The 26,663-nt window shown below is 69.4% G+C and carries 32 protein-coding genes, 1 tRNA gene and 4 pseudogenes; 18 read left to right on the plus strand and 19 right to left on the minus strand.

Features of this window, described 5'->3' with window-relative positions; all coding sequences use genetic code 11:
• Positions 1–12 precede the first annotated feature (12 nt).
• Positions 13–519, plus strand: coding sequence for a MarR family winged helix-turn-helix transcriptional regulator (locus tag STRBO_RS0136360; protein ID WP_005485983.1), 507 nt, complete (start codon positions 13–15; stop codon positions 517–519).
• Positions 520–939: 420 nt separating this feature from the next.
• On the opposite strand, the gene STRBO_RS0136365 is transcribed toward STRBO_RS0136360, so the two are convergent.
• Both STRBO_RS0136365 and STRBO_RS0136370 read right to left on the minus strand, forming a co-directional pair.
• The gene (locus STRBO_RS0136365) at positions 940–2,499 is read right to left on the minus strand and encodes an MFS transporter (RefSeq protein ID WP_028797052.1); all 1,560 of its coding nucleotides are present in this window, start codon (positions 2,497–2,499) and stop codon (positions 940–942) included.
• Positions 2,500–2,745: 246 nt separating this feature from the next.
• On the minus strand, positions 2,746–3,399 hold the full coding sequence (locus STRBO_RS0136370) for a TetR/AcrR family transcriptional regulator (RefSeq protein WP_005485989.1): 654 nt from the start codon (positions 3,397–3,399) through the stop codon (positions 2,746–2,748).
• A 409-nt stretch (positions 3,400–3,808) separates the two neighbouring features.
• On the opposite strand from STRBO_RS0136370, the gene STRBO_RS0136375 reads away from it, so the two are divergent.
• Together STRBO_RS0136375 and STRBO_RS0136380 are read left to right on the plus strand one after the other, a co-directional pair.
• The gene (locus tag STRBO_RS0136375) at positions 3,809–5,110 is read left to right on the plus strand and encodes a M6 family metalloprotease domain-containing protein (RefSeq protein WP_051085389.1); all 1,302 of its coding nucleotides are present in this window, start codon (positions 3,809–3,811) and stop codon (positions 5,108–5,110) included.
• 349 nt (positions 5,111–5,459) lie between these two features.
• Entirely contained in the window at positions 5,460–7,178 is a 1,719-nt protein-coding gene (locus tag STRBO_RS0136380; protein WP_020115643.1) for an IclR family transcriptional regulator domain-containing protein, read from the plus strand.
• Between the two features lies 1 nt (position 7,179).
• On the opposite strand, the gene STRBO_RS0136385 is transcribed toward STRBO_RS0136380, so the two are convergent.
• From STRBO_RS0136385 to STRBO_RS0136395, 3 genes are read right to left on the minus strand one after another with little or no spacing between them, the layout of a single operon-like run.
• A complete protein-coding gene (locus STRBO_RS0136385) occupies positions 7,180–8,028 on the minus strand; it encodes an ABC transporter permease (protein WP_202500080.1) in 849 nt (282 codons plus the stop codon).
• Between the two features lie 2 nt (positions 8,029–8,030).
• Entirely contained in the window at positions 8,031–8,843 is an 813-nt protein-coding gene (locus tag STRBO_RS0136390) for an ABC transporter permease (protein WP_005485996.1), read from the minus strand.
• A 3-nt stretch (positions 8,844–8,846) separates the two neighbouring features.
• Entirely contained in the window at positions 8,847–9,995 is a 1,149-nt protein-coding gene (locus STRBO_RS0136395; RefSeq protein WP_028797053.1) for an ABC transporter ATP-binding protein, read from the minus strand.
• Between the two features lie 315 nt (positions 9,996–10,310).
• Here STRBO_RS0136395 and STRBO_RS0136400 point away from each other — a divergent pair, with 315 nt between their 5' ends.
• Both STRBO_RS0136400 and STRBO_RS0136405 read left to right on the plus strand, forming a co-directional pair.
• Positions 10,311–11,417, plus strand: coding sequence for an ABC transporter permease (locus STRBO_RS0136400; protein WP_020115645.1), 1,107 nt, complete (start codon positions 10,311–10,313; stop codon positions 11,415–11,417).
• Positions 11,418–11,608: 191 nt separating this feature from the next.
• Positions 11,609–11,684 (plus strand) — tRNA-Arg (locus STRBO_RS0136405).
• 55 nt (positions 11,685–11,739) lie between these two features.
• On the opposite strand, the pseudogene STRBO_RS45230 reads toward STRBO_RS0136405, so the two are convergent.
• Both STRBO_RS45230 and STRBO_RS45780 read right to left on the minus strand, forming a co-directional pair.
• Positions 11,740–12,024 (minus strand): annotated as a pseudogene (locus STRBO_RS45230) (tyrosine-type recombinase/integrase); the annotation flags it as partial.
• A 63-nt stretch (positions 12,025–12,087) separates the two neighbouring features.
• Positions 12,088–12,753: pseudogene (locus STRBO_RS45780) on the minus strand (hypothetical protein); the annotation flags it as partial.
• A gap of 111 nt (positions 12,754–12,864) precedes the next feature.
• Between STRBO_RS45780 and STRBO_RS0136415 the strand changes: the two are divergent.
• The 5 genes from STRBO_RS0136415 (at position 12,865) to STRBO_RS0136435 (ending at position 16,344) form a co-directional block, all read left to right on the plus strand.
• On the plus strand, positions 12,865–12,984 hold the full coding sequence (locus STRBO_RS0136415) for a hypothetical protein (RefSeq protein ID WP_005486000.1): 120 nt from the start codon (positions 12,865–12,867) through the stop codon (positions 12,982–12,984).
• 719 nt (positions 12,985–13,703) lie between these two features.
• The gene (locus tag STRBO_RS0136420; RefSeq protein WP_005486001.1) at positions 13,704–14,129 is read left to right on the plus strand and encodes an STAS domain-containing protein; all 426 of its coding nucleotides are present in this window, start codon (positions 13,704–13,706) and stop codon (positions 14,127–14,129) included.
• A gap of 56 nt (positions 14,130–14,185) precedes the next feature.
• Positions 14,186–14,797, plus strand: coding sequence for a hypothetical protein (locus tag STRBO_RS0136425; RefSeq protein WP_005486002.1), 612 nt, complete (start codon positions 14,186–14,188; stop codon positions 14,795–14,797).
• Between the two features lie 22 nt (positions 14,798–14,819).
• Positions 14,820–15,548, plus strand: a complete 729-nt coding sequence (locus STRBO_RS0136430) for an ANTAR domain-containing protein (RefSeq protein WP_005486003.1) — start codon at positions 14,820–14,822, stop codon at positions 15,546–15,548.
• A 79-nt stretch (positions 15,549–15,627) separates the two neighbouring features.
• Entirely contained in the window at positions 15,628–16,344 is a 717-nt protein-coding gene (locus tag STRBO_RS0136435) for a GAF and ANTAR domain-containing protein (RefSeq protein ID WP_005486004.1), read from the plus strand.
• A 60-nt stretch (positions 16,345–16,404) separates the two neighbouring features.
• Here the strand turns inward: STRBO_RS0136435 and STRBO_RS40785 are convergent.
• Positions 16,405–16,725, minus strand: a pseudogene (locus tag STRBO_RS40785) (sigma factor); the annotation flags it as partial.
• A gap of 35 nt (positions 16,726–16,760) precedes the next feature.
• On the opposite strand from STRBO_RS40785, the gene STRBO_RS0136445 reads away from it, so the two are divergent.
• Complete coding sequence (locus tag STRBO_RS0136445; protein WP_005486006.1) at positions 16,761–17,183, plus strand: GNAT family protein; 423 nt, start codon at positions 16,761–16,763, stop codon at positions 17,181–17,183.
• Between the two features lie 223 nt (positions 17,184–17,406).
• On the opposite strand, the gene STRBO_RS0136450 is transcribed toward STRBO_RS0136445, so the two are convergent.
• The 4 genes from STRBO_RS0136450 to STRBO_RS0136465 all read right to left on the minus strand — a co-directional run bounded on the left by STRBO_RS0136450 (position 17,407) and on the right by STRBO_RS0136465 (position 18,927).
• Positions 17,407–17,766 carry an ANTAR domain-containing protein gene (locus STRBO_RS0136450; protein ID WP_005486007.1) on the minus strand — a complete coding sequence of 120 codons (360 nt, stop codon included), beginning with the start codon at positions 17,764–17,766 and terminating at the stop codon, positions 17,407–17,409.
• Positions 17,767–17,806: 40 nt separating this feature from the next.
• A complete protein-coding gene (locus STRBO_RS0136455; protein WP_005486008.1) occupies positions 17,807–18,163 on the minus strand; it encodes a PRC-barrel domain-containing protein in 357 nt (118 codons plus the stop codon).
• A 9-nt stretch (positions 18,164–18,172) separates the two neighbouring features.
• Entirely contained in the window at positions 18,173–18,565 is a 393-nt protein-coding gene (locus STRBO_RS0136460) for an ANTAR domain-containing protein (RefSeq protein WP_020115648.1), read from the minus strand.
• Positions 18,566–18,648: 83 nt separating this feature from the next.
• The gene (locus tag STRBO_RS0136465) at positions 18,649–18,927 is read right to left on the minus strand and encodes a hypothetical protein (RefSeq protein ID WP_005486012.1); all 279 of its coding nucleotides are present in this window, start codon (positions 18,925–18,927) and stop codon (positions 18,649–18,651) included.
• A gap of 377 nt (positions 18,928–19,304) precedes the next feature.
• Here STRBO_RS0136465 and STRBO_RS0136470 point away from each other — a divergent pair, with 377 nt between their 5' ends.
• From STRBO_RS0136470 to STRBO_RS44255, 4 genes and pseudogenes are all read left to right on the plus strand, one after another.
• Positions 19,305–19,517 (plus strand): hypothetical protein, encoded by a 213-nt coding sequence (locus STRBO_RS0136470; RefSeq protein WP_005486018.1) that lies wholly within the window; start codon positions 19,305–19,307, stop codon positions 19,515–19,517.
• 116 nt (positions 19,518–19,633) lie between these two features.
• Positions 19,634–19,801, plus strand: a complete 168-nt coding sequence (locus tag STRBO_RS0136475) for a hypothetical protein (RefSeq protein WP_005486022.1) — start codon at positions 19,634–19,636, stop codon at positions 19,799–19,801.
• Between the two features lie 86 nt (positions 19,802–19,887).
• Positions 19,888–20,061, plus strand: coding sequence for a CsbD family protein (locus STRBO_RS42455; RefSeq protein ID WP_005486023.1), 174 nt, complete (start codon positions 19,888–19,890; stop codon positions 20,059–20,061).
• Between the two features lie 466 nt (positions 20,062–20,527).
• A pseudogene (locus STRBO_RS44255) lies at positions 20,528–21,015 on the plus strand (PP2C family protein-serine/threonine phosphatase); the annotation flags it as partial.
• Between the two features lie 291 nt (positions 21,016–21,306).
• On the opposite strand, the gene STRBO_RS44010 reads toward STRBO_RS44255, so the two are convergent.
• Entirely contained in the window at positions 21,307–21,477 is a 171-nt protein-coding gene (locus STRBO_RS44010; protein WP_005486031.1) for a hypothetical protein, read from the minus strand.
• A gap of 105 nt (positions 21,478–21,582) precedes the next feature.
• On the opposite strand from STRBO_RS44010, the gene STRBO_RS44015 reads away from it, so the two are divergent.
• Complete coding sequence (locus STRBO_RS44015; RefSeq protein ID WP_005486033.1) at positions 21,583–21,750, plus strand: hypothetical protein; 168 nt, start codon at positions 21,583–21,585, stop codon at positions 21,748–21,750.
• Positions 21,751–21,835: 85 nt separating this feature from the next.
• Here STRBO_RS44015 and amaP read toward each other — a convergent pair whose 3' ends face one another.
• The 5 genes from amaP to STRBO_RS0136525 are packed head-to-tail and all read right to left on the minus strand — an operon-like array spanning position 21,836 to position 24,266.
• Positions 21,836–22,429: an alkaline shock response membrane anchor protein AmaP gene (gene amaP, locus STRBO_RS0136505; protein ID WP_005486035.1), complete on the minus strand. Its 594-nt coding sequence runs from the start codon at positions 22,427–22,429 to the stop codon at positions 21,836–21,838.
• A gap of 9 nt (positions 22,430–22,438) precedes the next feature.
• Positions 22,439–23,131 (minus strand): DUF6286 domain-containing protein, encoded by a 693-nt coding sequence (locus STRBO_RS0136510; protein ID WP_005486036.1) that lies wholly within the window; start codon positions 23,129–23,131, stop codon positions 22,439–22,441.
• A complete protein-coding gene (locus tag STRBO_RS0136515) occupies positions 23,128–23,571 on the minus strand; it encodes a hypothetical protein (RefSeq protein WP_020115650.1) in 444 nt (147 codons plus the stop codon). Before STRBO_RS0136515 ends, STRBO_RS0136510 begins: the two co-directional genes overlap by 4 nt.
• Positions 23,568–23,795, minus strand: coding sequence for a hypothetical protein (locus tag STRBO_RS0136520; RefSeq protein WP_020115651.1), 228 nt, complete (start codon positions 23,793–23,795; stop codon positions 23,568–23,570). The genes STRBO_RS0136515 and STRBO_RS0136520 overlap by 4 nt, the downstream gene beginning before the upstream one ends.
• Positions 23,796–23,831: 36 nt before the next feature.
• Positions 23,832–24,266 carry an Asp23/Gls24 family envelope stress response protein gene (locus STRBO_RS0136525; RefSeq protein WP_005486040.1) on the minus strand — a complete coding sequence of 145 codons (435 nt, stop codon included), beginning with the start codon at positions 24,264–24,266 and terminating at the stop codon, positions 23,832–23,834.
• A 679-nt stretch (positions 24,267–24,945) separates the two neighbouring features.
• Between STRBO_RS0136525 and STRBO_RS45245 the strand changes: the two genes are divergently transcribed.
• Together STRBO_RS45245 and STRBO_RS0136535 are read left to right on the plus strand one after the other, a co-directional pair.
• Positions 24,946–25,233 carry a hypothetical protein gene (locus STRBO_RS45245; RefSeq protein WP_237547686.1) on the plus strand — a complete coding sequence of 96 codons (288 nt, stop codon included), beginning with the start codon at positions 24,946–24,948 and terminating at the stop codon, positions 25,231–25,233.
• 535 nt (positions 25,234–25,768) lie between these two features.
• The gene (locus STRBO_RS0136535; RefSeq protein WP_005486044.1) at positions 25,769–26,008 is read left to right on the plus strand and encodes an Imm32 family immunity protein; all 240 of its coding nucleotides are present in this window, start codon (positions 25,769–25,771) and stop codon (positions 26,006–26,008) included.
• Between the two features lie 154 nt (positions 26,009–26,162).
• On the opposite strand, the gene STRBO_RS0136540 is transcribed toward STRBO_RS0136535, so the two are convergent.
• Positions 26,163–26,429, minus strand: coding sequence for a DUF6959 family protein (locus STRBO_RS0136540; RefSeq protein WP_020115652.1), 267 nt, complete (start codon positions 26,427–26,429; stop codon positions 26,163–26,165).
• Positions 26,430–26,663: the final 234 nt, after the last annotated feature.

Raw genomic sequence — 26,663 nt, forward strand, 5'->3', positions numbered from 1 at the left:
TACAGTGGGAGCATGAAGACCGCATCCACTGAGGAAGAACCCCGCTGGCTCACCGCCGAGGAGCAGCGCACCTGGCTCGCCTACGTGCACGCCACGACCCTGCTCGAAGACCATCTCGACCGCCAGTTGCAGCGCGACGCGGGCATGCCCCACCTCTACTACCACCTGCTCGTCGTGCTGTCCGAGGCACCGCAACGCCGACTGCGGATGACCGAGCTGGCGATGCAGACGAAGATCACGCGGTCGCGGCTGTCGCACGCCGTGGCCCGGCTGGAGAAGAACGGGTGGGTACGGCGCGAGGACTGCCCGTCGGACAAGCGGGGCCAGTTCACAGTGCTGACGGACGGGGGCCTGGAGATGCTCGCCGAGAGCGCGCCGGGGCATGTGGGCGCGGTGCGGCAGGCGCTGTTCGACCGGCTGTCGGATGAGCAGCGGAAGGCCCTCGGCGAGATCATGGCGATCGTCGCGGAGGGGCTGCAGCCGAGCGAGGCGGGGGCGGATCTGCCGTGGCTGCGGTAGCGCTCCGCCGGGGTTCGGGGTGGGGTCGTCGGGGTCGCGGCGTCCGTGGGGGTGTCTAGGGCTGCCGGAGGTCGATGCGGGGCGGTGGGCGGGGCGTCGTCGCGGGCGCGGGCGACAGGCGACAGGCGACAGGCGACAGGCGACAGGCGACAGGCGACAGGCGACAGGCGACAGGCGACAGGCGACAGGCGACAGGCGACAGGCGACAGGCTCCGGACGTCGTGATTCGGACGTCGGGTGACGGGCTTCGGCCGCCTGTGGGCGCGGTTCCTCCGAGCGTTCCGGGCCCGGTCGGCCGGTCGTGCTTGATGTGCTTGATGTGCTTGTCGTGCTGAGTTCGCGTGCGGGATGACGGGAGGGGTGGGGCAGGGGACTCCGTCCCTGCCCCACCCCTCCCCTTCCGTCAGTCCGGGTCCGCTGTCAGTGGGCGATCACCGGGACCTTGAGCTCATCCGTCGCGTCCGCGTCCGATCCCGCCGTCGCCGTCATGTCGGGCTTGCCCGTCGTGACGAAGGTGAAGGCGATGGTGGCGGCGGCCACCAGGATGCCCACGGCGAACCAGATGGCGGTGGTGTAGCCGTTGACCATGCCCTGGAGCTGGACCAGCTGGGCGGCCGGCTTCGAGGTGGCCGAACCGATGTGGTCCGCGACGTAGGACGTGGTCGCGGAGGCGGCGACCGTGTTCAGCAGCGCCGTGCCGATGGCACCGCCGACCTGCTGCGAGGTGTTGACCATGGCGGAGGCCACACCCGCGTCACGCGGTTCGACGCCGTACGTCGCCAGGGACATCGCCGGCATGAACGCCGTACCCATACCGAGGCCGAGCAGCAGCTGGGCCGGCAGCAGCAGACCGGCGTACGAGGAGTCGACCTCCATCTGCGTCAGCAGCAGCATGCCGAGACCGGCGACCAGGAAGCCCGGGGCCATCAGCAGGCGCGGCGGGACCCGGGTCATGAGGCGGGTGCCGATCTGGGTCGAGCCGGTGATCATGCCCACGATCATGGGCAGGAAGGCGAAGCCCGTCTTGACCGGCGAGTACCCCTTCACGATCTGCAGGTAGTAGGTCAGGAAGAGGAACAGGCCGAACATCGCGATGATCGCGAGGCCGAGGGAGAGGTAGACACCGCCACGGTTGCGCTCGGTGATGACGCGCAGCGGCAGCAGCGGGGCCTTGACCTTGGACTCGACGAGCACGAAGGTCGCGAGGAGCACCGCCGAGGCGACGAACAGCGTGATCGTCATCGAGTCCCCCCAGCCCTCGGACTCGGCCCGCGTGAAGCCGTAGACCAGGGAGACCAGGCCCAGGGTGGACAGGACGACGCCGGGGATGTCGAGCGGGGAACGGTTGCGGCCGCCCGCCGGCTCACGGATGACGAAGTACGCGCCGACCGCCGCGATCACCGCGAACGGGATGTTGACGAAGAACGTCCAGCGCCAGTCCAGGTACTCGGTGAGGAAGCCGCCGAGGATCAGGCCCACGGCACCGCCGCCACCGGCGATCGCACCGTAGATGCCGAACGCCTTGGCGCGCTCTTTGGCGTCGGTGAACATCACGGCCAGAAGGGAGAGCGCGGCAGGCGCGAGCAGCGCGCCGAAGGCGCCCTGGAGCGCGCGGGCGCCCAGCATCATCGCCTCACCGGTGGCCGCGCCGCCCAGCGCGGAGGCACCGGCGAAGCCGATCAGACCGGTGACGAAGGTGCGCTTGCGGCCCCACAGGTCGGAGATACGGCCGCCGAAGAGGAGCAGACCGCCGAAGGCCAGCGCGTACGCGGTGATGACCCACTGGCGGTTGCCGTCCGATATCCCCAGATCCTGCTGGGCGGAGGGAAGGGCGATGTTCACGATGGTCGCGTCGAGCACGACCATCAGCTGGGCGAGGGCGATGAAGACGAGCGCTTTCCAGCGGGTGGCGTGCGCGTCGTTTCGCTGATCGGCCGCCGACCCGGGTGTTCCGGAGGCGCCGCGGACTGTTTCGGACATGGAGGTACCCACTTCGGGACTTCGTGACGGAAAGATCGGTATCGGGTGACGGAAAGATCGGTATGAGGTGACGAAAGTGATCGGTATGAGGTGGTGCCCGAGCGATCGTCATCGGATGACGCGGCGATCGGTACCGGGTGCGGTCAAGGGCGTCGCGAGGGAGGGCGTGTCGTCGTCGACAGCCTCGGGGTCAGCGGTTCAGCGGTTCAGCGGTTCAGCGGTTCAGCGGTTCAGTGAGTCTGTGGTTCAGGAAGGGCACGGCCTCCGTAGGTCCTCCACGGTCACCGGGGCACCGGGCAGTTCGGAGGGAGCCGGGGCGCGCAGGCCGTCCAGGAACAGTTGGAGATGGCGGTGGAGGAAGCGGTCGGCGCCCCCGCACTGGGTGCCGGCCGGGGGCCTGCTGAGCTGGCTGACGGCGATCATCAGGTCGCCGACGCCCACGTCGGGGCGCAGCTGCCCGGCGTCCCGGGCGCGCTGCATGATCCCCTCGACCTGATCCTCCAGGCGCTCACGCGCCGCCTCCAGGTCGGGGTGGTGCGTGTCGAACGTGCTCTGGATCATCGGGCAGAGGGCACTGATCCGCTCGTCGGCCGAGGTGTGCACGAAGCGCGAGAGCGCCTCGAACGCGTCACCGGTCTCGGTGAGCGCGGCCTCGGCCGCGAGGGCCGTACGGTCCATGACCGAGCAGACGACCTCACGGACCAGCGCTTCGCGGTCCGGGAAGTTGCGGTACAGCGTGGCGTTGCCGACGCCGGCCCGGCGGGCGACCTCGTCGAGCGGCACATCGGGGCCGAACTCCACGAACATCTCCCGGGCGGCACCGACGATCCGCTCCCGATTGCGCAGGGCGTCGGCCCGGGGGCGGGACACCTTGCGACGTACGGCGGTGGCGGTCTCCACGGCGTACTCCTCTGCTGACTGATCCGGTGGTGTGGGGGGCGCCCGGTGGCGATCCGGGGATGGAGTCCCCGTTTCGCTCGGACACATGGCTAAACGGGGAAACGATCCCCGGTTATTTCCCCTCACCGAAGACTTTTCCTGTGACCTGGATCACACGTGGATGTCATGCGGATGATGGTCCGAAACGCCTCCGGATCGCCTCCGGACCTCATCTCGACCACGCCCTCCGGACCTCATCTCGACCACGCCTCGGCTACGCCTCGACCACGGGCGGATGAGCCGCCGCGCGTCCGGGCGCCGATGCCCACGTTCGGCCCTTCCAGCGCGCGCCCGCGCACCCCTCGAACCAGGGTGATCGAAGGAGGACAGCCTCGTCACGGACGGCTGCCGTGGAGTGAAGGGCGCGTGGATGCAGCAGCCGTTCCGCCGAAACGGGATACCCCCGCGCCGGATACGTCCGCGCCGCGTCGTCGCGCTCGCCTCCGTCACCGCCCTCACCCTCGCGGTCAGCACCTCCGCCGGTACCGGGCACCTGGTGGCGAAGGACACCACGACGGCCGCGGGGGCCACGGCCCCGGTCCGCGGTACGGCGCTCAACCCCTGCATGATCCGCGGCCCGCTCGGTACCCAGATGTCCGAGGGCATCCCGACCCCGCCCGGCTACGCCCGCTCCACCGGCACGGTCCGCGCCCTCAACCTGATGATCGACTTCTCCGACGCGCCCGGCGAGGGCAGCGCGATGGACCGCTTCGCGGAGTTCGCCCCGCAGACCCAGAAGTGGTTCAGGACCAGTAGTTACGGCCGTATCGACTACCGCCCCGAGGCCCCGCTCACCGAGTGGCTGCGGATGCCGAAGTCCTTCCGTTCCTACGGCATAGAGCGCGGCGCCCCCTTCGACCCCGGCTACCGCCGGCTGGTGCAGGACATGGTGCGGGCCGCCGATCCGCTCGTGGACTTCCGGGCGTACGACCTCATCAACGTCCTCGTCACCCCGAACGCGGGGCCCTCCGCCCTCGACACCGTCCTGTCGGTGACCTTCGCCGGCAACCGGGAGGCGCCGATCGCGGACGGCGTGCCGGTCGCCAACGCGTCGTTCGTCTACAGCCGCCAGGACGACGGCTCGGGCTCGTACGCGGACACCGGGTACCGGGTCCTCCCCCACGAGAACGGCCATGTCTTCGGGCTGCCCGACCTCTACACGCACGAGGGCGGGGGCGCCGTCGGGCACTGGGACATCATGAGCGAGGACTGGGGCGTCGAGAACGATCTGCTGGGCTGGCACAAGTGGAAGCTCGGGTGGCTCGACGAGACACAGGTCGGCTGCGCGGCGACGGCCGGCGCTGTCGAGTACGCGCTGACCCCGCTCGCCACCGCCGGGGGCGCGAAGCTGGTCGTCGTCCCGCTCAGCTCCCGGACGGCGTACGTCGCCGAGTTGCGGACGCGGGCGGGCAACGACGCGGTGGTGTGCCGACCGGGTGTGCTCGTGTACCGGGTCGACGCGACGGTCGACACCGGGAACGGGCCCATCAGGGTGCACGACTCCCGCCGGGACAGCGGGGGGTGCACGCGCAGCCCCAACGTCCACGCGGAGCTGTCCGACGCGCCGCTCGTCTCCGGTGAGACGTTCAAGGACAGGCGGGCGAGGGTGGAGATCGCCGTGGCGGGGGTGGGTGCCGGGGGAAGCCATCGGGTGGTGGTTCGGCGGGGGTGAGGAGAGTGTGGGGGGCGGCTGGGTCCGGGGTCAGGTGAGGGTCCGGCGTCAGGTACGGGTCCGGGTCAGTACGACGGGTCCGGGGGCTGGTACGGGTCCTGGGGTCAGGTACGAGTCCGGGGGCCGGTCGCTCGGTCCCCCGTGCCCCTGAGGCACCAGGCAGCCCTGCGTACCTGAACGGCGACGGCCCTTCGGGCGCCGGAAAGCACCGGGTGCAGCCCCTGCTTTTCAGGGGCGCGGGGAACTGCGCGAGAAGCCCCACCGGGCCCGCACCCGCCGACGCACCCGTACCCCCGAGCCAAGAGGCGCCCCGCGCGGCGGCGCGAGCGGGCCGCATTACCGTGAACCCATGCTCCCGAACGTCCCAGGCCCGGCCCCGGCCCCCGCCCTCGCGCCGGCGTCAGCCCCCGCGCCCGCGCCGGCCGAAGCCGTCGCCCCCCTGATGCGGGGCATCACCGTGCTGCGCCGGCTCACCGACGCGGACGGAACGCTGAGCCCGAGCGCGCTGGAGAAGGCCACCGGACTCGCGCGCTCCACGGTCGACCGGATCACGGCGACGCTGGCCCGCATGGGCTACGTACGACTGGACGGCCGCGACGTCGTCCTCGCCCCCCGCCTGATGGAGCTGGGCAACGCCTACCTGGCCGCCCTCCGCCTCCCCCGCCTCCTCGACGCCCACGCGGACGCCCTCGCCGACGAGCTGGACGAGTCGATGTCCCTCGCGGTCCGCGACCGGGACGGCGTCCGCTTCATCCACCAGGCGACCCGCCGCCGCGCGATGTCCCTCAGCTTCCGCATCGGCGACCTCCTCCCCGCCGAACGCACCGCACCCGGCCCGCTGTTCGCCACCGAGTGGGAGCCGTCCGACTGGGCCCGGTGGCGGGCCCGCCGTACGGCCGACCCGGAGGGCCGCGGCTTCCCGGCCGTGCCTCCGCGCGCCGGCGCGTACGACGACTTCGAGGACCGTACGGCACGGGCGGGCGCCCAGGGCTGGGCACTGGACGACCAGTTGATCGAACCCGGGCTGGTCGCGGTGTCCGTACCCGTGCGGGACCCCCGTACACGACGGATCGTGTGTGTGGCGAACGTCGTCAGCCATACGAGCCGGCACACGGCGGAGTCCCTGCGGTCGACACTGCTGCCACGGCTGCGGGTGGCCGTGGCGGCGATGGAACGGGAACTGCGGGAGCTACGGGACCCCCCGCCGCCGGTCACCGCTGCGCGGGGCGACACCTCGGCCCCCTCCGGCCTCGCCGCCTGGACCGGCACCTCCAAGCAGGAACTGGGCCGGGAGTTCATCGAGTCCCTCGCCCGGGGGCTGACCGTGATCACCTCGTTCGGCGAGGGGCGCGCGGAGCTGACCCTCACGGAGGTCGCCAGGGCCACCGGGCTCGCCCGCGCGACGGCCCGGCGCGCGCTGATCACTCTCGAACACCTCGGGTACGTCGAGTCGTACGACCGCGTCTTCCGGCTCACGCCCCGCGTACTGGGCCTGGGCTTCCCGCCCCTGTCGATGCTTCCCCTTCCCCGCATCGCCGCACCGCACCTGGCCGAACTCTCCGCGCGGGTCCACGACTCGGCCTCCCTCGCGGTGCTCACCGGGGGTGGGGACGAGGTGCAGTACACGGCGCGGGTCGCCACGAGCCGCATCATGAGCGTCAACATCACCCTCGGCACCCGGCTGCCCGCGTACGCGACCTCGCTCGGCCGCGTCATGCTCGCCGACCTGCTCCCGAAGGCCCCACTCCCGCCCCCGGAACGTCTGGTCCCGCTGACCCCGCAGACGATCACCGACCGGCCGGAACTGCTGACCGTCCTGAAGCGGGTACGGGCCGCCGGATACGCCCTCGTCGACGGGGAGTTGGAGGAGGGGCTGCGGTCCGTCGCGGTGCCGGTGCGGGAGCGGGGCGGGCGGGTCGTCGCCGCGGTGAATGTCGCCATGCACAGCAGTCGGCGTTCGGTCGAGGAGTGTGTGGAGGAGGTTCTGCCTCAACTGCGGGACGCGGTCGGGCGGATCGAGGAGGAACTGGCGGTGGCGGGGATGTTCCGCCGCGTCCCGGAGGTCTGACCTACCCGTTGACCCCCGTGTACTTGCTCAGGCTCCAGTTCCACAGCAGCCTCGACAGGACGAACGCGGTGAGGCCGATGAAGGGGGAGGCCACCGCCAGTGCCTGCGGTACGCCCATCGCGTCGCCGTGCCCGGTCAGTACGCCGGCGGGGAAGTACGCGATGAAGGCGAGCGGGACGACGAAGGTGAACGCGGCGGACACGGCCCTCGGGAGGATGCTGAGGGGGTAGCTGCCGAAGGTCCCCATCAGCTCCTCCAGCCACTGGCTCCAGTAGGCGGTGGCCGGGAAGTGCAGCGCGGCGGCGGCCAGGGCGGTGAAGAGCGCGGCCTCGACCAGCATGCCGCCGAGCACACCGGCCAGCACGTACGTGACCCGGCCCGCCGTCCAGTCGAGGGAGCTGCGCTGCAGCGTGGCGACGAACAGCCCGGCCGCGACGACCAGGTCGCCGATCGCGTTGACCGGGAAGAAGGCCAGCTGAACCTGCCGGTAGACCGGCATCGGGCGGATCAGGCAGGGGTCGACGACCCCCTCCTGGACGAGGACCTGCATGTACTGGACGCGGCCGAGGAAGAGTACGTACAGCCCATGGGCCAGCATGCGCATGCTGGCGATGAGCAGCACGTCGGAGCTGGACCAGCCGCCGAGTCCGGGGAACCGCGTGAGCAGCACCGAGGCGAAGACGACGATGGAGACCTGCCAGATCGCCCCGACGGCGACGTTCATCAGGAACTCGCCCCGGTACTCCAGCCGGGCCTTGAAGTTGAGCCTGGTGATCCGCCACACCACCCGCCAGGCGTGCGCCGGTCCGTGGGGAGGGGTCCTGTGGGGTGTGTGTCCGGTCCTCGTCATGGTCATCCTCCCTGGGCCACGACGCGTCGGCCGGCCCGTTCCCAGAGCCGACGGGTGAGCAGCGCGAGCAGCACGATCCAGACGGCCTGCACCGCCATCTGCCCGAGGGAGTCGCCGACGCCGATCCGCCCGACGTAGATGGACAGCGGTACGCCGAGGGTCGCCTGGAACGGCAGGAACGCGCTGAGCGTGATGAACCAGTCCGGGAAGTACCAGAGCGGGGCGTACACGCCGGAGAGCAGGTTCTGCGCGAAGACGAGGATGAGCAGGGCCGCCTCGTTGCGCAGGGTCCAGAAGCACAGCAGGTCGACCAGCATCATCACGTAGTACAGGACCAGTTGGCCGAGCAGCATGCTGACCGCGAAGACCCCGGCGACGGCGGCCGAGGCGGGCGGGGCGACGACCCCGACGGCGAGGGACAGCACGTATCCGGCGAGCACCCAGCCGAAGCCGTACAGCTGGTCGCCGAGGGCCCGCAGCGCGTAGTAGCGCTGGGGTTTCATCGGCCGCAGGTACCAGTAGACGATCGTCCCGAAGTGCAGGTGCTGGATCACCGTGTCGCGGCCCGCGCGCCGGTCGAGGCCGCGGATGCGGTTCGCGAGCACGGCGAGTACGGCGTAGCCGACGGCCTGGGTCTCGTCGAGCCCGGCGCTGGAGTCGGTGTTCGCGTACAGCCCGCGCCAGAGGTAGACGACCAGGCAGACCTGGACGAGGAGCCGGATGGCGGTGGCGGTCATCCGGGGCGGGGCGAGCAGTTCGCCGCGGGGGGTGATCCAGGAGACGCGGCGGGCGCGGGAGAGGGTGGTGGGCTGCATGGCTCAGCGGGCCCGGGTGGTGGCGGAGGCTGCGGCGGTGGGTGGGCCGGTGCCGTCGACCGGTGTACCGGACGGGGACAGGTCGCTGAGGTAGGCGGCGCGCATGACGTCCTCCAGGTCGTTCTCCTCCAGCGCCAGGTCCGCGACCCGGAACCGCCCGATGATCACCTTGAGCGCCTCGTGCACGCTGGGCGCGTCCTCCCCGACCGGCCCGAACACGACCCGCGGCCCTTCACGGCGCAGCACCCCTATCCCGGCGAACCCGGGCAGCGGCACTCCCGTGACTGTGGCCGCCTCACCGTGCTCGTCCCCCTCGACCGGCTTGACCGCCTCGACGTCGGCCGGGTCGGCGAGCGTGGCCCGGACCTGCCAGGTGCCGCCGAATCGGCGCCGGATCTCCTGGAGCGAGCCGTCGAGGACGATGCGCCCGTGGTTGATCAGCACGACGCGCTCGGCGAGCCGTTCCACCTCGGTCATGTCGTGCGTGGTGAGCAGGACGGTACGGTCGCGCTGCTCGACCTGGTGCCGCAGGAACCGCCGTACCTGCTCCTTCACCACCACGTCCATGCCGATGGTGGGCTCGTCGAGGAAGACGACGGGCGGGTCGTGCAGCAGGGAGGCGGCGAGATCGCACCGGACCCGCTGCCCCAGCGACAGGTGCCGGACGCGGGTGTCCCAGAACTCGGAGAGTTCGAGCAGCCCGTCGAACTCCTCCATACGGTCCCGGAACTGCCCCTCGGGAACCCCGTAGATGTCCCGGAGGATCTCGAACGAGTCCCGGGCGGGCAGGTCCCACCACAACTGCGTCCGCTGCCCGAACACGGCCCCGATGTTATGGGCGTTGCGCTCCCGGTCCTGATGCGGGACGACCCCGGCGACGAGCGCCTCGCCGGAGGTGGGCGTCAGGATGCCGGTGAGCATCTTGATGGTGGTGGACTTCCCGGCCCCGTTGGGACCGAGCAGCGCGAGCAACTCCCCCTTGCCCACACTGAATTCGACGTCCTGCACGGCGACCTTGGCCACGCGCTGCGGACTGACGAGCGATCTGAGCGCCCCCGCGAGGCCGGGCCGCCGTACGGTCGTCTGAAACACCTTGGACAGCCCGCGCGCCTCGATCACCGCAGACAACGGCCACACATCCGTCCCACTCATAGGCAGTTCGATCTCATAGGCAGTTCGATGCACCGAACGGCGTCCGGAATCGCGGCGGCAATGCTAGGCCCGGTGAGGCGGCGGGCGGTAGCGACTTTTTTGCAGGCGGCCGCCGCCCTCGGAGATCACCGACTTCGTTCACCCAGGCAACCCGCCACGAAGTCCTCCCGCCCCCGCCCCCGCCCCCGCCCCCGCTCCTGCTCCCGCTCCCGCCTGCCTGTCCCTCGTCACACCCTCCGAGGTGCGGCGAAGGGTTACCGGCACGTACGCGGGCCAGCGCGTCGGCGGAGATCGGCGCCTGACATCATGCGCGCCATGAACGCCGATTCCCCCACCCCTCCCGGCTCCCCCACAGGGAGTTTTCTGCTCGAACTACGGGACGCGATCAGCTTCCGGGCCTTCGGCCTCGTCCTGGGCGGCCTGCTGATACAACTCGCCTTCACCGTCTCCTATCTGGGCGCCTTCCACTCCCCCACGCCGCACCGGATGCCGGTGGCGGTGGTGGCCCCGGCGGAGGCCGCCACGCAGATCGTCGACCAGCTCGACGGGCTGGACGGCGACCCGGTGAACGCGACCGCCGTCGCGAGCGAGTCCGCCGCGCGGAAGCAGATCATGAACCGGACGGTGGACGCCGCCTTCCTGTTCGACACGACCGGCACGAAGGACACGCTGCTGGTCGCCTCCGCCGGCGGGCCCTCGGTGTCTCAGACCGCCACGCAACTCGCCCAGAAGATAGAGACCTCGCAGAAGCGGCAGGTCGTGGTCATCGACATCCAGGCCCCGAACACCGGCGACGGACGCGGCATGGCCTCCTTCTACCTGGTGCTCGGCTGGGTGGTCGGCGGCTATCTGACGGCGACGATCCTGAACATGTCGAGCGGTTCGAAGCCGGCCAACCGGCACCGCATCGTGATCCGGTTGGGCGCGCTGGGTCTGTACGCGATCGCGTCCGGGGTCGCCGGAGCGGTGATCGTGGGCCCGGTGTTCGACGCGCTGAGCGGTCACTTCTGGGCGCTGGCGGGGATCGGCACGCTGGTGGTGTTCGCATCGGCCGCGACGTCGCTCGCGCTCCAGACCCTGCTGGGCATGGCCGGCACCGGCCTGACCATCCTGCTCTTCGTGGTGCTGGGCAACCCGAGCGCGGGCGGTGTCTACCCGTCGGTCCTGCTGCCGGGCTTCTGGAGCGCGATCGGCCAGGCTCTGCCGCCGGGCGCGGGCACCACGCTGGTCCGCAACACCGTGTACTTCGACGCCCACGCCACGACGGCCGCCTGGTGGGTACTGGGCGCGTACGCGGTGGTCGGCGCGGCTCTGGCCCCGTTCGCGGCGTGGTGGAAGGAGCGACGGGGAACGGCGACGTCCGACAGCTCGGTGGATCGGGACGACATCACTCTCGGCACGGCAGGTGAGCCAAGCAGGTAGCCGCTGCCCAGCCGCCGGTCGGCAGCTGCCTCGCCGACGCCGGGCGGGGTAACCCCCACGCCCGCTCACCCCCACCCGCTACACTGACGGCGGCGTGCCAGTCCGCTGGCGCACCGCCGGATCAGTGGATCGATGTGTCCGGGATCAGTGGCATTGGCCTCTATATTCCTGCACGTTACCGACAGATCTTTGCCTTCGTAGCTCAGGGGATAGAGCACCGCTCTCCTAAAGCGGGTGTCGCAGGTTCGAATCCTGCCGGGGGCACCAGGCAAAAGGCCCCGGACCGATCATGGTCCGGGGCCTTTGACATCCACTTTTGACATCAACGCGGGCGGTCACTCGCAACCGGCCGCCGCTTAAGCAGCCGATCCATGTGGCTGATCGCCTCGCGCTGCGTGTCCTGCACGACGTGCGTGTACACGTCCATGGTGATGCTGATCTGACTGTGCCCGAGGATCTCCATCACGACGCGGGGCGCGACTCCGGCAGCCGTGAGGAGGGTCGCCGTGCCGTGCCGGGCGTCATGCAACCGGATCACGCGAAGGCCGGCGGACTCGGCGACGCGGGTGAAGGAGCGGTAGACGTTCCGCGGCTCGACCTGGCGGCCGGCCGGGTAGGGGTTGAAGTACCGGGCGGTCTGCGTCACCGGGTCCAGCTCCACCTTCACGTAGTTGGGGCCCTCGACGGACGGGTGGTGCGGGGCGATGCGGCGCAGGCCCCAGGGAGCGACGGTGAAGTGGCCCTGCGGCAGCGGGCTACCGGTGCGAAAGCGATCCATGTGGTTGAACACGGTCTTCCTTTCGCTGTGGAAAGTGCCTGTGCTTGCCCGCTCGACACCTCGGACACCAAGCTGTCCAGCGGGAGTTGTGGAGCTCCGGTCGTCTTCGAACGAAGTCGGAGCGGCGCGCGAACTTGCCGACGTAGCCCTTCGAGCACACCTATGAGAAGGGCTACCTCCGGCTCCCTCGACTCGGCCGCGACCCGGCCCTCCTCGTACCAGCGACGAAGGCTCCGTTGCCACGCGATCTCCGCCCGCACGGCCTCGGTTCGGATCGCGCCGAGCATCAGGTCGGAATCCAAGTGCAGCCGCACGAGGTCCACAGGCGTCATGCGCAAGGACTCGGCGAACATTGCGGAGTGGGAGTCGCTCATCGAGCCGAGGGGGTCGAGGGTGAGTTCCACGCATGCCTCGGGACTGGGGTCGTTCACCAGCTCCGCCGCCTGCATGAGCCGTAAGGAAACGCGCGGCCTCAACACGAGGCCGACGCCTTCGACTCGGCCCATACGACCTTGCCCCAGCGCTTCCGGTCGCAGCCCCACCGCCCACTGAGAGCATCGACCAAGAGCAGCCCGCGCCCCCTTCTCTGAGTCCTCATCGGGCTCGAAACAACTGCATGAAGCGCTACTGAAGGAGCGCACGGAAGACCTTGCGGTACTCCTGGTCGACGTGACCCACTCCAAAGTGCAGGAGCTCTACGAGTCGTGGGGATACGCCAAGGCCGGCGAGCAACAGCCTTTCGCCAACTCTCCGGTGTACGCGGTGATGGTCACCGACCTTCGCGGCTGAGTCAGGTTCTCGCCAAGCCCCCGTTGCTGTTCGTCAGCTGGTGAGCCCGGGGAAATGGACGTCGCCGTTGAGCAAGGTGACGCGTTCCCTCATCTGGTCCGGGCTCTGAACGCGGAGCCATCGCGAGTTGTCGGGCGCCTTCCCAAGATCGCGAAGTCCAGGTGGATCCCGCTTCCCTCGCCCTCTCGTGCCTGGGCCATGTGCCGACCCGTCACGAACGCCGTCGGTCCGGGCGAGTGCGGGGCTTCTCTGGATCGGGCTGCCGCGAGAGGGAACTGTTCGGCTCCGTCATGCGAGCCACCTCCTGGGCCTGCGCACGAAGTGCCGTACTCGGGCGGTCGCTTTTGAGTGTTTCACGTATCGTGCGATGCCTCGGATATGCGCGCGCCACCGCGTTTCTGCACCGTCCGGATCCTGGGATTGGGCGGCTTCGGACCGTCCACCACAGGACGCGAGGACTACACTGCCGTACAGACGTCCCAGACCCCGGCGGCATGCTGTTGCTGAACACAGATGGCTGCGGGGCGCGGACTGTTCGTCTGTCACCCGGCGCATCCCTGGAGGGAACTGGGTGGGTCCTCTGTCCTGCTGCGCAGACTGTCGGACCGGCCGTTGCTCCGCCTCCGCCGAACGTACGCCCCTGCCGGGAGCACGCCCAGGATGCCGGGACTCCGGCACCACCGCACCCGCTGCCGGATGGTCTTCTGAACCGAGGCGTCATGCCCCTTCCCCAGCTCACCGTGTACCGCCAGGACCGAGAGATTCGGGCGCTGATCACCCTGTCCGGTGAGATCGACCTGGAATCCGTGCCCTTGGTGCGCACGTCCCTGGAGCGGTGCCTGCGGGACGGTATCCGCGCCATCGACGTCGACCTCATCTCCGTCACCTTCTGCGACTGCACCGGACTCAACGCATTCCTCCGCGCCGCGCAACAGGCCACCGTGGTCGGCGGGACCCTGCGACTGCACCATCCGCCACCGACTCTGGCTCGGATTCTCCACCTCGTCGGCTGCGGGTTCCTGCTCCTCGGCCTACCGTTCGAACACGTGCCACCTCCTCTCGTGGACACCCCGGCCACGCCCGTTCCAGCCCCGCCGCACAGTCCTGTCCCGCTTGCGCCTGTTCTCTCGGGCGATGTGCGATGACGGTGGAACCCGGGCGGGGACAGTCACGGAAGCCGGCGGAGGGTGATCCCTCCGCCATGGCTCCGGTGCGGTTGCGTCGGCTGAACCGTTGGCTGGTGGAGGGCCTGCGTGAAGAACTGGCGGATCTGTACGTGGAGTCCCGCGTCACGGCGCCGGGTGACGCATACCGCCGTCCCGGCCGCCAGAACTTCTTGGCCCGTCTCACCACGGACATGCGCCGGCCGGGATTCGCCATGATGATCGGCGAGATGGACAGACTGATCGGATGCGCCTTCGGATTCCCGGTACGCGGCGACGACTCCTGGTGGTTCGACTTCGAGGAAGCATTGCCGTGCCGCATCGATCAACTCACGGTGTCCGGCGGTGTCTTCGCGTTCGGCGACATCATGATCCGGCCGCACCCGCAGGACCGGGCTCTGGCCCGTCGTCTGCTGGAGCGGCTGCTGACCGACCACCAGGCATCACTCGGCGCCACGCTGGTGGACCGGGCAGATCGCCCCACTCTCGCCGCGCTCCGCTCCTGGGGGTGGACGGACGTCGGAGAGCTTCGCAGGCCGGCCGGTCCCACCACGTTCCGCGCGCTGGTATTTCCCGTCGGGGAACGAACCGGGGCGAAGGTGGACGGCCTTGTCGTACCGCGTGGAGGCGGTGGCCCGGGTGGGGCCTGACAGGCGGTCGGTCCGCATTCGGATGCTGGTGGCCGAGCAGGCGGTCAGGCGTGGTGCCCGGGTCGGTGTGGTGGACGTGTGCACCGCGGCCGTGGCCGCGCTGCCGGTCGGCGGGGCCGGGCTGTCGGCGATGTCCCGGTCCGCGCCGAGCCATCCGTTGTGCAGCACCGACGCCATCAGCGAGCAACTGGAAGAGCTCCAGCTCACCCTGGGCGAGGGACCCTGCGTGGACGCCTTCCTGCACGGCTCGGCCGTCCTGACACCCGATCTGCTCACCCGTGACCTGCAGGACCGCTGGACGGTGTTCGCCGACGCGGCCCTGGAAGCCGGAGCCCGCGCGGTCTTCGCGCTCCCCCTGCAGATGGGGGCGATCAGCCCGGGAGTTCTGGACCTGTACGCCAACGTGCCGACCGCGCTGGACGCGGAGGAACTGGCCGACGCACTGGCATTCGCCGATCTGGCGACGCTGATCCTGCTCGATACAAGGATCGACGAGACAGGCGCGCCGACCGGCGGACCGATTCCGGAACAGGGCTTCGAAGACCTGGGCGCGTACCGGGCGGAGATCGACCAGGCCAACGGCATCCTGACCGTCCAGCTCGGCGTCGGCATCGAAGAAGCCTTCGTCCGGCTTCGTGCCTACGCCTATGCGCGGGGACGCCGGCTCGCCGACGTGGCCGCGGACGTGGTGGCCCGTCGGCTTCGCTTCTCACCAGCCGCGGAGCCGGACCAGACCGATGAGGAAACCTGACGCATGGGTGCCGACCGACGAACATGCCGTACTTCCCGCCCCTTCAGGCAGGGACTAGTCTCAATTGAGGGTGCCCACGATGGATCAACAGCTTCTGGCCAAGACCTTCGTCGAGCTGGCCGACAATCTGGTCGCCGACTTCGACCTCATGGACTTCCTGCGCCTGCTGACCGACCGCTGCGTGGGCATGCTCGACGCGAGCGCCGCCGGGGTGCTGCTCGCCGACCGTGACGGCAAACTCCGCGTCATGGCCGCCTCCGACGAACAGGTGCGGCTGCTGGAGCTCTTCCAGCTCCAGAACGACGAAGGCCCCTGCCTCGAGTGCTTCCGCACCGGCGCACCGGTGATCATCCACGACCTGACCCGGGAGATCGACCGCTGGCCACGCTTCGTCACTGCGGCCCACCGCAGCGGCTTCGGGGCAGTCCAGGCCCTGCCCATGCGTCTGCGGGACGAGACCGTGGGCGCCCTGAACCTCTTCCGCGCCGCCCCCGGCCCCTTCGACCCACCCGCCACACTCATCGCCCAGGCGCTGGCCGACGTCGCCACCATCAGCCTGCTGCAACAACGCACCGTCCACCGCGGCACGGTGCTCAACGAACAGCTGCAGGCGGCGTTGAACAGCCGGGTACTGATCGAACAGGCGAAGGGGAAACTCGCCGAACGCCAGGGCATCGACATGGAGCAGGCGTTCACCGCGCTGCGTGGTTACGCCCGCGCCCACAACCGGCGCCTGGCCGACGTGGCCCGCGCATTCATCAGCGGATCCGAACCCCTCGCCGGTCTGGGGGCCTGACCGGCGTCACGGCAGGGCCACCAGCCTGCACGGCCGCAGGGGCCCGGCCTGAACACTTTGGTGACGTTTCACCTCGCCGAGGATCGTCGGTATGGCGAAGCTCGGGAAGGCGGTGCCGAGGTTCGGGTCGAAGCGGGTCACCGCCTTGACCAGCCCCAGTTGGGCGACCTGCTTGAGGTCTTCGAAGGACTCGCCGCGATTTCGGAACCGCCGGGCGAGCCGTACGGCCATCGGCGCCCAGGCGCACACCACTTCCTGCCGCAGCGCGGACCTCTCCAGACCGTCCGGGAGAGCGGCGATACGGCGGAACGCGGCAGCGGTGTCCGGGGCGTCATCGTAGGGATCTGCGCTTCGTGGGCTCTGCTCACGTGCGTACGTCATCTGTGTGACACGACGTCCAACAGCCCGGATTAGACATGCTGGTCGCCGAGGCGCAGTCCCTGACCGGCTGTGTCTTCGGATTCCCCGTGCCGCGCGACGGCTCCTGGTGGCGGGAGTTCGAGGGACCTCTGCCGCAGAACCTCGAGCAACTGACCGCTTCCGGCCATGTCTTCGCCATCACTGAAACCGTTGTCCATCCGCATGAGCACGCTCACGGGCTCGCTCGCCGCCTGCAGGAGCGTCTGCTCGCCGACCATCAGGCTTCGCTCGGCGTCACCTTGGTGGATCAGTCCGACCGTCCGGCCCGTGCCGCCTTTGAGACCTGGGGCTGGCAGGAGGCGGGGCAGATCCTCCGCGCACCGACCGTCCTGTGCGTAGTGCTTCTGCCCCTGGGAGAGCGCACGACGGAGCATCCGAACGGCCTCGCCCACAACGCCCGGACCCAACGGCCCAAGTAGCCGCCCGCGCCAGGCCGGACGCGGCGCCTACGCAGGCGTGGAGGGGCGCCGGAACGGGAGCGACGGAGGATCGCGGCAGTGCCTCGTTGTGACATCCGTCGATGTTTGAGATTCTCCGGCCGGGCTACTCAGGAGGGGCGTCCGACGGCCGTCCTGGACGAAGACACCGGAGAGTTGAGCTCACAGCTCCCGGTGTCGTCCTCTGGAGCACGCACACCGTCAGTCATCTCCGGTCCGCCAGATGGAGGCTCCGCAGTGCTCGGCGTAGCTCCCGCTGCATCGGCTCCGGAAGCGTCCGGTCCTTCGTCGTGGCGACCAGAGCCGCAGCCACGTCCCGGAGCTTGATGTTGCAGTGCTGCGACAGGTCCACCAGCACGTCCCAGGCCCTCTCGCTGGAACACGGCGCCAGGGCCATCACCATGCCGCGCGCCTGGTCGATCACCGCACGGCTCACCAGCGCGTGCTCCAACTGTTCGTTCTTGGCACGTAGTTCGACCGCCTCGGACAGCAAAGCCGCGTCCCCCGCCGAAGGCGCAGTTCTCAACAGTCGCTGTTCTTCACTGGGCGTGGTCAGCTGGTGCATGGTGCGTACCTCACAGGGCAGTCATCCTGTCCGTAGGCGGTCAGCGGCGCGCCAGTTGCCGTTCGCCGGCCGCACCGGGCTCGTAGGCCAGTCCGTAGTGCTTGAAGATCGCTTCCTCCTGCTCGGCGGGCAGCACGTCGTCGGTGCCGATCGAAGGGGCCTGCTTCACCAGCGCTTTGACATAGCCGACCCTGAGATAGCCCGGCCCGGCGATCGCGTCCTCAAGGGGCACGAAGACCAGCCGGTGCCGGGTGGGCAGTCCGGTCCGTACCGTGGCCATGGCCGGCTCATCGGTGGTGGTGTCCACATAGACCGCCTCCAGGACACCGATCTTGTGCGACTCGGTGTCGACGACATCGCGGTTGCGCCATTCTCGGACGTCGGCTGCGTGAATCACGGCCCCTCCCTACCTGGACGATCCGCCTGGTTGTCGTGAGCCGCACCCCTGGTTTTCCGCGTGAAATCGCCGCAGCGTACGACGTAGCGCCCGCTGCATGTGTGCCGGGAGCGGCTTGCCCTCCCAGGCGGCGACCAGGGCCGCGGCCACCTCCGGAAGTCTGGCGTCGCACTTCCGTGAGACATCCACCAGCAGCTTCCTGGCCGCCCCGCGGCGGCAGGGGGTCAGGACCATCACCATGCCGCGGGCCTGGTCGATGACCGCACGGCCGGCCAACGCCCGCCGCAGCTGATCGTTCTCAGCGCGCAGTGCGACGACGTCCTGTCCCGCCGGCGTGTTCCCCCACGTGGCCTCGGCCCGCAGATCCCACCACTCCTGTTGGATCATGGTTGTGCGTTGCATGGCATGCACCTCTTCACGATCTCGACGTGTCCGGCCCGGCTGAAGCCGTCCGGGAACCGCTGGCTGCCGAACAGCTTCACGGGTCACCTGCGATGTTCGTGGTCCCGACGGTCCTCGCGCCGCCAGCGCGCCCGGTGCTGACGGCTGTAGCGGCGGTCCCAGCGTTCCTGACGATTCCGGCGCTCCTGGTAGTCCCGGTAGTCCCCGAGATCGGAACTGCCGCCACGGCTCAGGCCTCCGCCACGATCGCGGCGGTAGCGGGTGGCGCCGTAGACCAGCACCGCCGCGGCCACCCACCAGATGGGATTGAGGAAGCCGAAGCCGAACAGGACCACGATGAGGACGAGGAGCAGGACGAACATGGTGGGCCTCCCCGGGAGCAGAACACAGCATCGATACCGGGGACTGGGGCCTCACCCCAGAGCGTAGTCCCTCCCAGAGGCTGCGGATACGGCGCGACGTCAGCGCGTCCTGCTCGGTATGGATGGCTGCTTGACACCTGTCGGGGAACTGCTGCGAGGACTAGCGTGCGACATGGCCCCTGCCCCCGGCAGCGTCGCACTGCCAGCGCTCTCCCCAGAGAGCGCACCCTGTGCATCGGTGCCGGAACCCGCCGCGTCACGAGCGAGGCCGTTCCCGCACGCGCCCATCGTCACGATCCCGGCGCAGCTGATGCGCCCCGAGCGGGCACCGATCTGCTGCCCGCCACGTCGCACGCATCCCACAACAGGCGGTACGTATGTACGCGCTGATCGTTCCGGCTTCGACCCCCTTCGTCCTGCTCGCCGTCGTGATGGCCCTGTCCTGGTGGGAGGACCACATTCCGCCGACGCCGCCGGCCGAGCCGGACGAACCCCTCACCGAGGCCCCGTTCACCCCGGCGGCCCCAGCCCAGCCCCCACGCCTCGTCAGTGTCGACACCGCGTTGACAAGGGACGTGGCCGGGCGTTGACTGACAGCACGGCGTAGGGCTATGCCACTCCGGATCATTCGGGCGACGCATTCCACCTTCCCGCTTCGCCCGGACCCCGCGGAACCAGGAAATCCCCGCGATCTGGAGGCCCGGCAATGTTCTGGATTCTTCTCCTTCTGCTGATCCTGGTGGTCTTCGGATTCGGCTTCACGATGCAGATCCTGTGGTGGGTCGGGGCCGTCCTGCTGGTCGTCTGGATCGTCGGCTTCGCCATGCGCGGGCGCCAAGGTGGCAGGCGCCGGTACAGCCGCAGCCGCAGGTAATCCACTCCACGCACGATCTCACCCCGCGGGATTAACAGCCTGCAGATCACGCGCGAAGCCCTCCAGTGGACATGCAGAGGACAGCCATGAGCATCGCACAGACGATCAAGCACAAGACCCAGGAATTCAAGGGCCGGATCACCGAACGCATCGGCCGGACCACCCGCAATCGGCGACTGCAGCGCGAAGGCAGGACCGACCGGGCCCTCGGAAGCCTGAAGCAGGCCAGCGACAAGGCCAAGGACGCTTTCAGGCGCTGACCACATGCGCCCCAGGTGGTGCCCACGTCGAGTGGGCGCCACCCGGCCGACCTCGATGCTCAATGAGCCGACGGGAATTGACGGCAATGAAGCAGACCAACGAGCGAACCGAGAGCCAGAGAAGGCAGCCCTGTTCACCGTCGTGATCGTCATCGGCCTGGCCGGCCTCCTTTCCCTCGGACGCAGGCGAGCGCGAAGCGGTGGCGGGTGCGGGCTGAAGCGGCGCTTCGGGCCCGAGTACGCCCGGCCCGTGCTCTCGCCCGCCACGACTGCGATATCCGGGCAGCCGAGCAGGAACTCGGCGAGCGCGTGGAACGGCACGGCTCCCTCACCGGGCAGCCTGTCACCCGAAGCCCGCGAGCACTACGTGACTCAATGAACCACTGTCCAGGAGCAGTTCGTCGAATCACCGCAGCAGGCCGTCACCGAGGCAGACACGCTCCTGGCACGCCTGGCAAGGGACCGCGGCTTCCCCGACGGCGAGCAGTTCGAGGACCAGATCGCCGCCCTGTCTCCCCTTCCGGATGCGCAGATGATGATCCTGGACATCACCACAGGTCGGCTGCAGTGGGTCAACGCAGGCCATCCGGCCCCGCTCCTGATCCGTGACCGCGCCGTACTGGACCGGCTGGAGGGCCCGACCACGTTGCCGGTCGGCTTCGGCGGCCAGGAGCCGGTGGTCAGCGAGCGGATGCTGCAGCCCGGGGACCGGTTGCTGTGCTTCACCGACGGCCTGATCGAGGAGCACCACACCGGCGGGAGACAGTTCGGAGGGAGCAGCCCATCGAGTGGACCAACCGGATCCTCCACGACCGCACCGAGGTACGGGCGGTGGTACGAGCGCTCTCCCACGCCCTGAAACAGGAACGCGGCAGCACCACGACCGACGACGCGGCCATCCTCCTCATCGAGTGGCGAGGCGGCGACGCCGATCACCTCGCCACCCTCGACTGAGCCCGCAACGATGCACCGGCTCCCTCGTTGAAGCCTGCCGCTGACCTGGATTTTCGTACCCAAGGTCGCTGTCAGGCGGACAGACGCGCGGCGATCCCCTGGGTGCGGAAAGGGTGGTGGCGGCGAATGAGACGGACCCGGGCCGTCAGGCCCAGGAATCGGTAGCCGTGGCCGGGCAGACGGTAGCCGTGGCCGGGCGGGGACTCCGTGGTCGTCGAACCGCTCGAAGGTACGCCAGTGACGTGAGGATCGGGTCGGGCCGGGGACTGGTCGAGGGCTTTCGGGAGCCGGTCAGCGGGCCGGGCGCCGGGTGGAGCGCCAGATGGAGCGGGCCACCAGGTAGAGCAGATCGACGATGAGAAGCAGTACGCCGATGGACATCAGGTAGAGCATGCCGTCGACGGCCTCGCCGATGGCGACCAGAGCGATTCCGGCGATGAACAGGATCAGGAAGAGGACCATGAGGGGATGCCTCCTGGGAAGAACCGTGCGAGATCTGCGTGGTCTCTCGGTACGGCAGGACACACTGTGCCTGTGCTCGATGTCGCGTCGGCCGAGGGGTGATACGTGACGGCCCCGGCGCACAAGGCCGCCACCATGGTGGTGGCGGCCTCCGCCGACGGCGTGCCCCACCGACCCCAGGGTTCTCAGGTGGTGCCGACGACGGCCAAGGCCGGTGTCCTCGAGCACGCCGTCAGCAAAGCGGGTGCGCCAGGCAGCGTGCTGTTCGTTTGATCCTCCGCATGCCAGAACGCTCGGGTTCCAGAAATCCTGGGCGCCTCGCAGCCGGTACGCCCACGGGGCTTCGGCCCAGGGGATCTCAGGCGGTGCGTTTGGCGCGGTGGCGGGCTTCCCGGAGCCGGACCTTCGAGGGGAGGCGGTCCAGGCCGGCCGAGTCTCGTGCGTGTGCGAGTGTTTCGCGGCTCAGTTGCCCAAGAGCCCGTGCTGGATCGGCGTGGGGTTCCAGCAGCAGCCGCACGCGTGCAGTGGGAGCGGTACGTCGGCCCGTCAGCCGTACATGAGCCCGTGAGACCCCGTCCAGGGCTTGCGCCTCTTCCTCGATGACGTTCTCCAGTGTGCGGCCGTCGAGCCGGGCTGCCGCGCCGTCTTCGCTGTCGACGAGGACCCGGTCCAGGCGGTGTCTGCGTTGCGCGAGGAGCCACCACAGCAGCAGGGCCAGCAGCACGGCGAGCACCGCGATGACGGTCGGCCACCACCAGCCTTCGTCCCGCCACCGGGTGCGTCCCTCGGTGCCCAGCACCACATCGTCCGGCCCACGGAAGGGCCACCAGTCCGGCACGTCGAAATCCCAGTGGCGTTGCAGGTCCAATGCGCCCAGCAGTACGCCGCCGCCCAGGGCGAACAGTCCGAGGCCGAGCAGTCCGAGCAGCACCCGGTTCGCCGTTTTGAGCATCGGATCACCTCAGCCCTTCTTGGGGCGCCGAACGCGCACGGCCAGTGTGGGTTGCCGGGCCAGGCCCAAGGACGTCACGGCTTCGCCCAGCTCGGCGTGCAGGTCCGCGCGGACCTCCTCGAGGTCGCGGAAATGGGCCCGTGCCCGGGCTTTGACCTTCCGGCGGCCGACATCGACCTGTGCCGACTGGACACCGGGCACCTGCATGGCCCGGTCGCGCAGAACCAGGGCAGCCGCGCGGCGGTCAAGCCCGGCTCGGACGTCCTCTGCCCCAGGGATACCGGTGGGCCGCCGCATGGGCAGCAGCCGGCGCAGTCCCGGCGTCACCGCCAGCAGGAAAAGCCACAAGCCGAGGGCCATCGCCACCGCGGCCCCGACGATCATCCAGACGTCGTCCAGAGGCCGTGTGGCCAGTTCCTCGGCGAGCCGCCGCCGCCAACGCATCGCATTCCGGCCTGCCCGCACCGCGACCACGTCATACAGGAGAAATCCGACGGCCGCGGCGGACAGCAGGGCTGCCAAGGCCGCGGGAATCCGCCGCGACGACCAGAAACGGTGCGCCGACCGGCCTGATCCGTCGATCGCCTTCCTAGGGCCCTCGGCCGCCCCCGGGGTGCCGTCGGCGGACGGAGCCGCCTGTTGTCCCGGATCGGAGGAGAGGTCACTGGCACCGGTCGGCTGCCGTGAGGTGTTCACGCTCATCTCACCCTCTGCCGGTCCGTGTGCCGCGTATGCGCCGAGTGCAGTTGCTGGACCGATACCGCGAGGTCGGACACCTCCATGCCGGCCCATGCCCTGATCCGTTCGGTGACTTCCCGGCGCACCGCGGCGCACTGCGCCCCGATGTCGGACGGATAGCCGAGTTCGACGGTGATGTGCAGCCGTGCCTCGCCGAGCACCGCCGGCCGTCCGGCGGACCCGGCGTCCCGTCCTGCGTTGGTCCGTTCCGGTGCACGCCGTACGGATGTGCTCACGTGTGGCGTCCGGCGGCCGGGTGGTACGTGGCCGACCGACTCGGCGAACCGGCTCAGCGCCTCACGCGCCACCCGGGCCGCGATCTTCGCGACGACCCGGTCGGTCACGGCGGTCGCCCCGCGCTCCCCGCGGGGGACGCCCGGACGCTCATCGGCTTCCCCGCTCACCGCCGCCAGTCTCCCCGAGCCTGTCGCCGGTCGTCGCGGATCCGATCCTGCCGGTCCCGGCGGCGCACGAAGTCGCCCGGTTCGAGATCACCCTCCATGAACCGTCCGATGACGAGACCGACGAGGCCCAGCCCCAGCACCAGCAGGAAAGCCCAGAAGTCACCGAAATACGCGGCGAAACCCAGCGCCATTCCGGCCATCAAGCCCACCACGGCCCTGCTCATCACGCGCTCCTTCGCTCAAGCGGGCTGCCGCCCCGGCTACTGAATCCGCCGCCGCTCCTCCCCTTCGCCCTCCTCGTCATCCGGCAACTTCACGTCGCTGACCATGAGGTTGACTTCCACGACTTCCCGACCCGCCATCCGCTCCACCGCGGAGATCACGTTCTCCCTCACCGCTGCGGCCACGTCCGTGATTGAGACGCCGTACTCGACGACGATCTCCAGATCAATGGCCGCCTGTAGCTCTCCAACCTCGACACTGACCCCGCGCGTGGCGGACTTGCCACTGCCGCCGCCGGGCATCCGCTCTCGCATGGATCCCATCGAGCGGGCGAATCCGCTGCCCAGGGCGTAGACGCCTCGTACGTCCCGTGCCGCCATTCCGGCGATCTTCTCCACCACCACATCGGCGACGGTGGTCCGGCCGCGAGAACCGGGCGCAGCACTGAGCCTGACGCCGGTGTTTTCAGTCATCGTGATATTCCTCCCTCGCGAGGCCGCCGAGCACTCATTACTCGGATTATAGTCTTTTTAGTACCTTTTATCCGGATATAGAGCGGGAGGCGGAGCGGTCCGACGAGTGGCCTGAAGTCCCTTCCCCGAGCTCTCGCGGACCCTCCAGGCAGAGCGCAGCGGGAAGAGAACCGAGCCGTGGAGGAAGAAGGGTGAGAGGCCAGTGACCGAGGCGTGGACGCAGGCAGGACGGCGCCAGCTTGACCTGAGCCGGCTGCTCCCGCTCGGCGGGCCCCACGACGGGACGTGGATCACCGAGCAAGCGGCCGTCCAGGCCCTCGGGCGCACTGCCGCCGAGGTCCCCGGTGTCCGGCTGGAGTCCCTGCGCATCGGGTCGGCGCCGCTCCAACCCGTGTCCGAGCCGGCCGTCCGTCCGCCGGCCAGCGCGCTACCACCTGGCCCGCTCACCATCGAGGCCGCCTTCACCGCATCCCTGGCGCGGCCGCTGCCGGAGACCGCCGACGAATTGAGGAGCACACTGCTGGGCGCGGCTACCGAACGCCTCGGACTGGCCACGATGACGGCTGACATGCGCGTAACGGATCTCCGTGGGGTCCCGGAGGCAGGCGTGACTTCTCGGACTGCGGCGACGGCCATGAGGCCCACGCCGGAAGCTGCGGCCCCGCGGAGTTCGCCCCCGGTGACCGGAACAGGGTCCATGCGGGGACTCGTCGGGGAGCTGGCGGACGTCGCAGCGGATGTGCCGGGCGTCGCCCGCCTCACCACCGTGCTGGGCAGCCGCCCCGTCAGGGTGGAGGACCATGATGATCCACCCGGCCGGCACATCGAGATTCACCTCGCGGTCGGCCCGGGACACCATCCACTGAAGGTCGCCCGCGCCGTCCGGGAGGCGGTAGCCGAGGCAGCCACCACTGACACCCCGGGTCCGGCCACCGTCGCCGTCCTCATCACGGAAACCGCAGCCTGACTACGGACCTCGCCGGTCACCGTGATCAGTACCCCTCAGTGATCAGCCGCCCCCGCGGACCGCTCCGCCAGCTGTGAGACCTGCCTGGCAGGGAACCCGCATGCAAACCCGGGCCTGCTGACGAGGGAGCAGACAACGGGCCGCTGACCGAGCAGGTGCTCGCATGGCTGGTCACGTCTAAGAGACGAGACACCCCGATCACCGTCGATGCCCACGGACACCTGGACGACGCCGAGAGTGCCGATCACCTCATCCCCCCTGGGGAGAAGTGAAGCAGTCAGCCCCACGCCACCGTCTCAGATTCCGTCGCATTCATTACCGTTCACGGCCGTTCATAGGGGACCTAACTCCGCGACTGCTCCAGCAGCCAGCCGCCAATGAACGCAGGTGAACGCCCCCGCACGCAGCCCCACACCCCCACCACCACAGTTGGAAAGCGTGCTCTCTCGGTGTCTGAGGGTGCCTGAGTGCGCGAAGCTTGGGTATGGCCCCTGAACCGAGCGCTGCTCCATCGCCGACCACTCACGTAAGTGCGGTGACCGACGGCACCACCAGGGTCTTCACGTGGGAGGCAGACGCACGCATTGAGGTCCGCAACCTGGGCGGCGAGATCGTCATTGAGGCCAACGCCGCCGGCTTGAAGACCCTGGCCGGCCACCTCCTCACACTGGCCCAGGACGGCACCCCGGACGGCACCCATCTCCACCTGGAGGAGAACAACGGACTCGAAGGGGGCTCCGCAAGCCTGGTCTTGGAGAGGTGCGACGACGAATGATTCGTGCCAAACGCGTGCAAGATCCTGCGGGGAACCACGGGGAACAGCGGGGAGCCAGGCGACCGTCCACCAAGCGTCTGCGCTCCTCCGCCGCAGGTCAGACAGGAAACACGCCGTAGATGCCCTTAGCTTCCCAAGCTGATGGCCCGACAGCTCAGTACGGCCGCGAAATCTCGTGCTCGCTCAACACTGCCTCGTACCGCGCCAGCAGAGCATCCAGGTTCGCCAGAAGAAGGCCGGCGGAGTCCCGAGCTTCCTCCAGGTCGCCTCGCTCGCACGCCTCCACCACCTCGGCAACGTCGCTGCGGAGGATGTGAAGGGAGTCGCCCTGTACAAGGACCCCGGGGAACCGTCGGCCGGGCATGCGAACCACGGCGTCGTTGCCGCCGTCTGTGAACAGTTCGGCCTCAATGTGCTCCATCGGGCCATCCAACCTGACATCACCAGCTGACATCAACGAGCATGGAGGTAGGCGGCCTTGAGCGGTCGCACACGTCATGCCGGTGGGACTGCGAGGGCCGTATCAGAGCCGCTCGATCGAACTCCTAAAGCGGGTGTCGCAGGTTCGAATCCTGCCGGGGGCACCAGCCAAAAGGCCCCGGACCGATCATGGTCCGGGGCCTTTGACGGCACAGATTGACGGCAATCCCTTCAT

The sequence above is a fragment of the Streptomyces bottropensis ATCC 25435 genome (assembly GCF_000383595.1).
GTDB lineage: Bacteria > Actinomycetota > Actinomycetes > Streptomycetales > Streptomycetaceae > Streptomyces > Streptomyces bottropensis.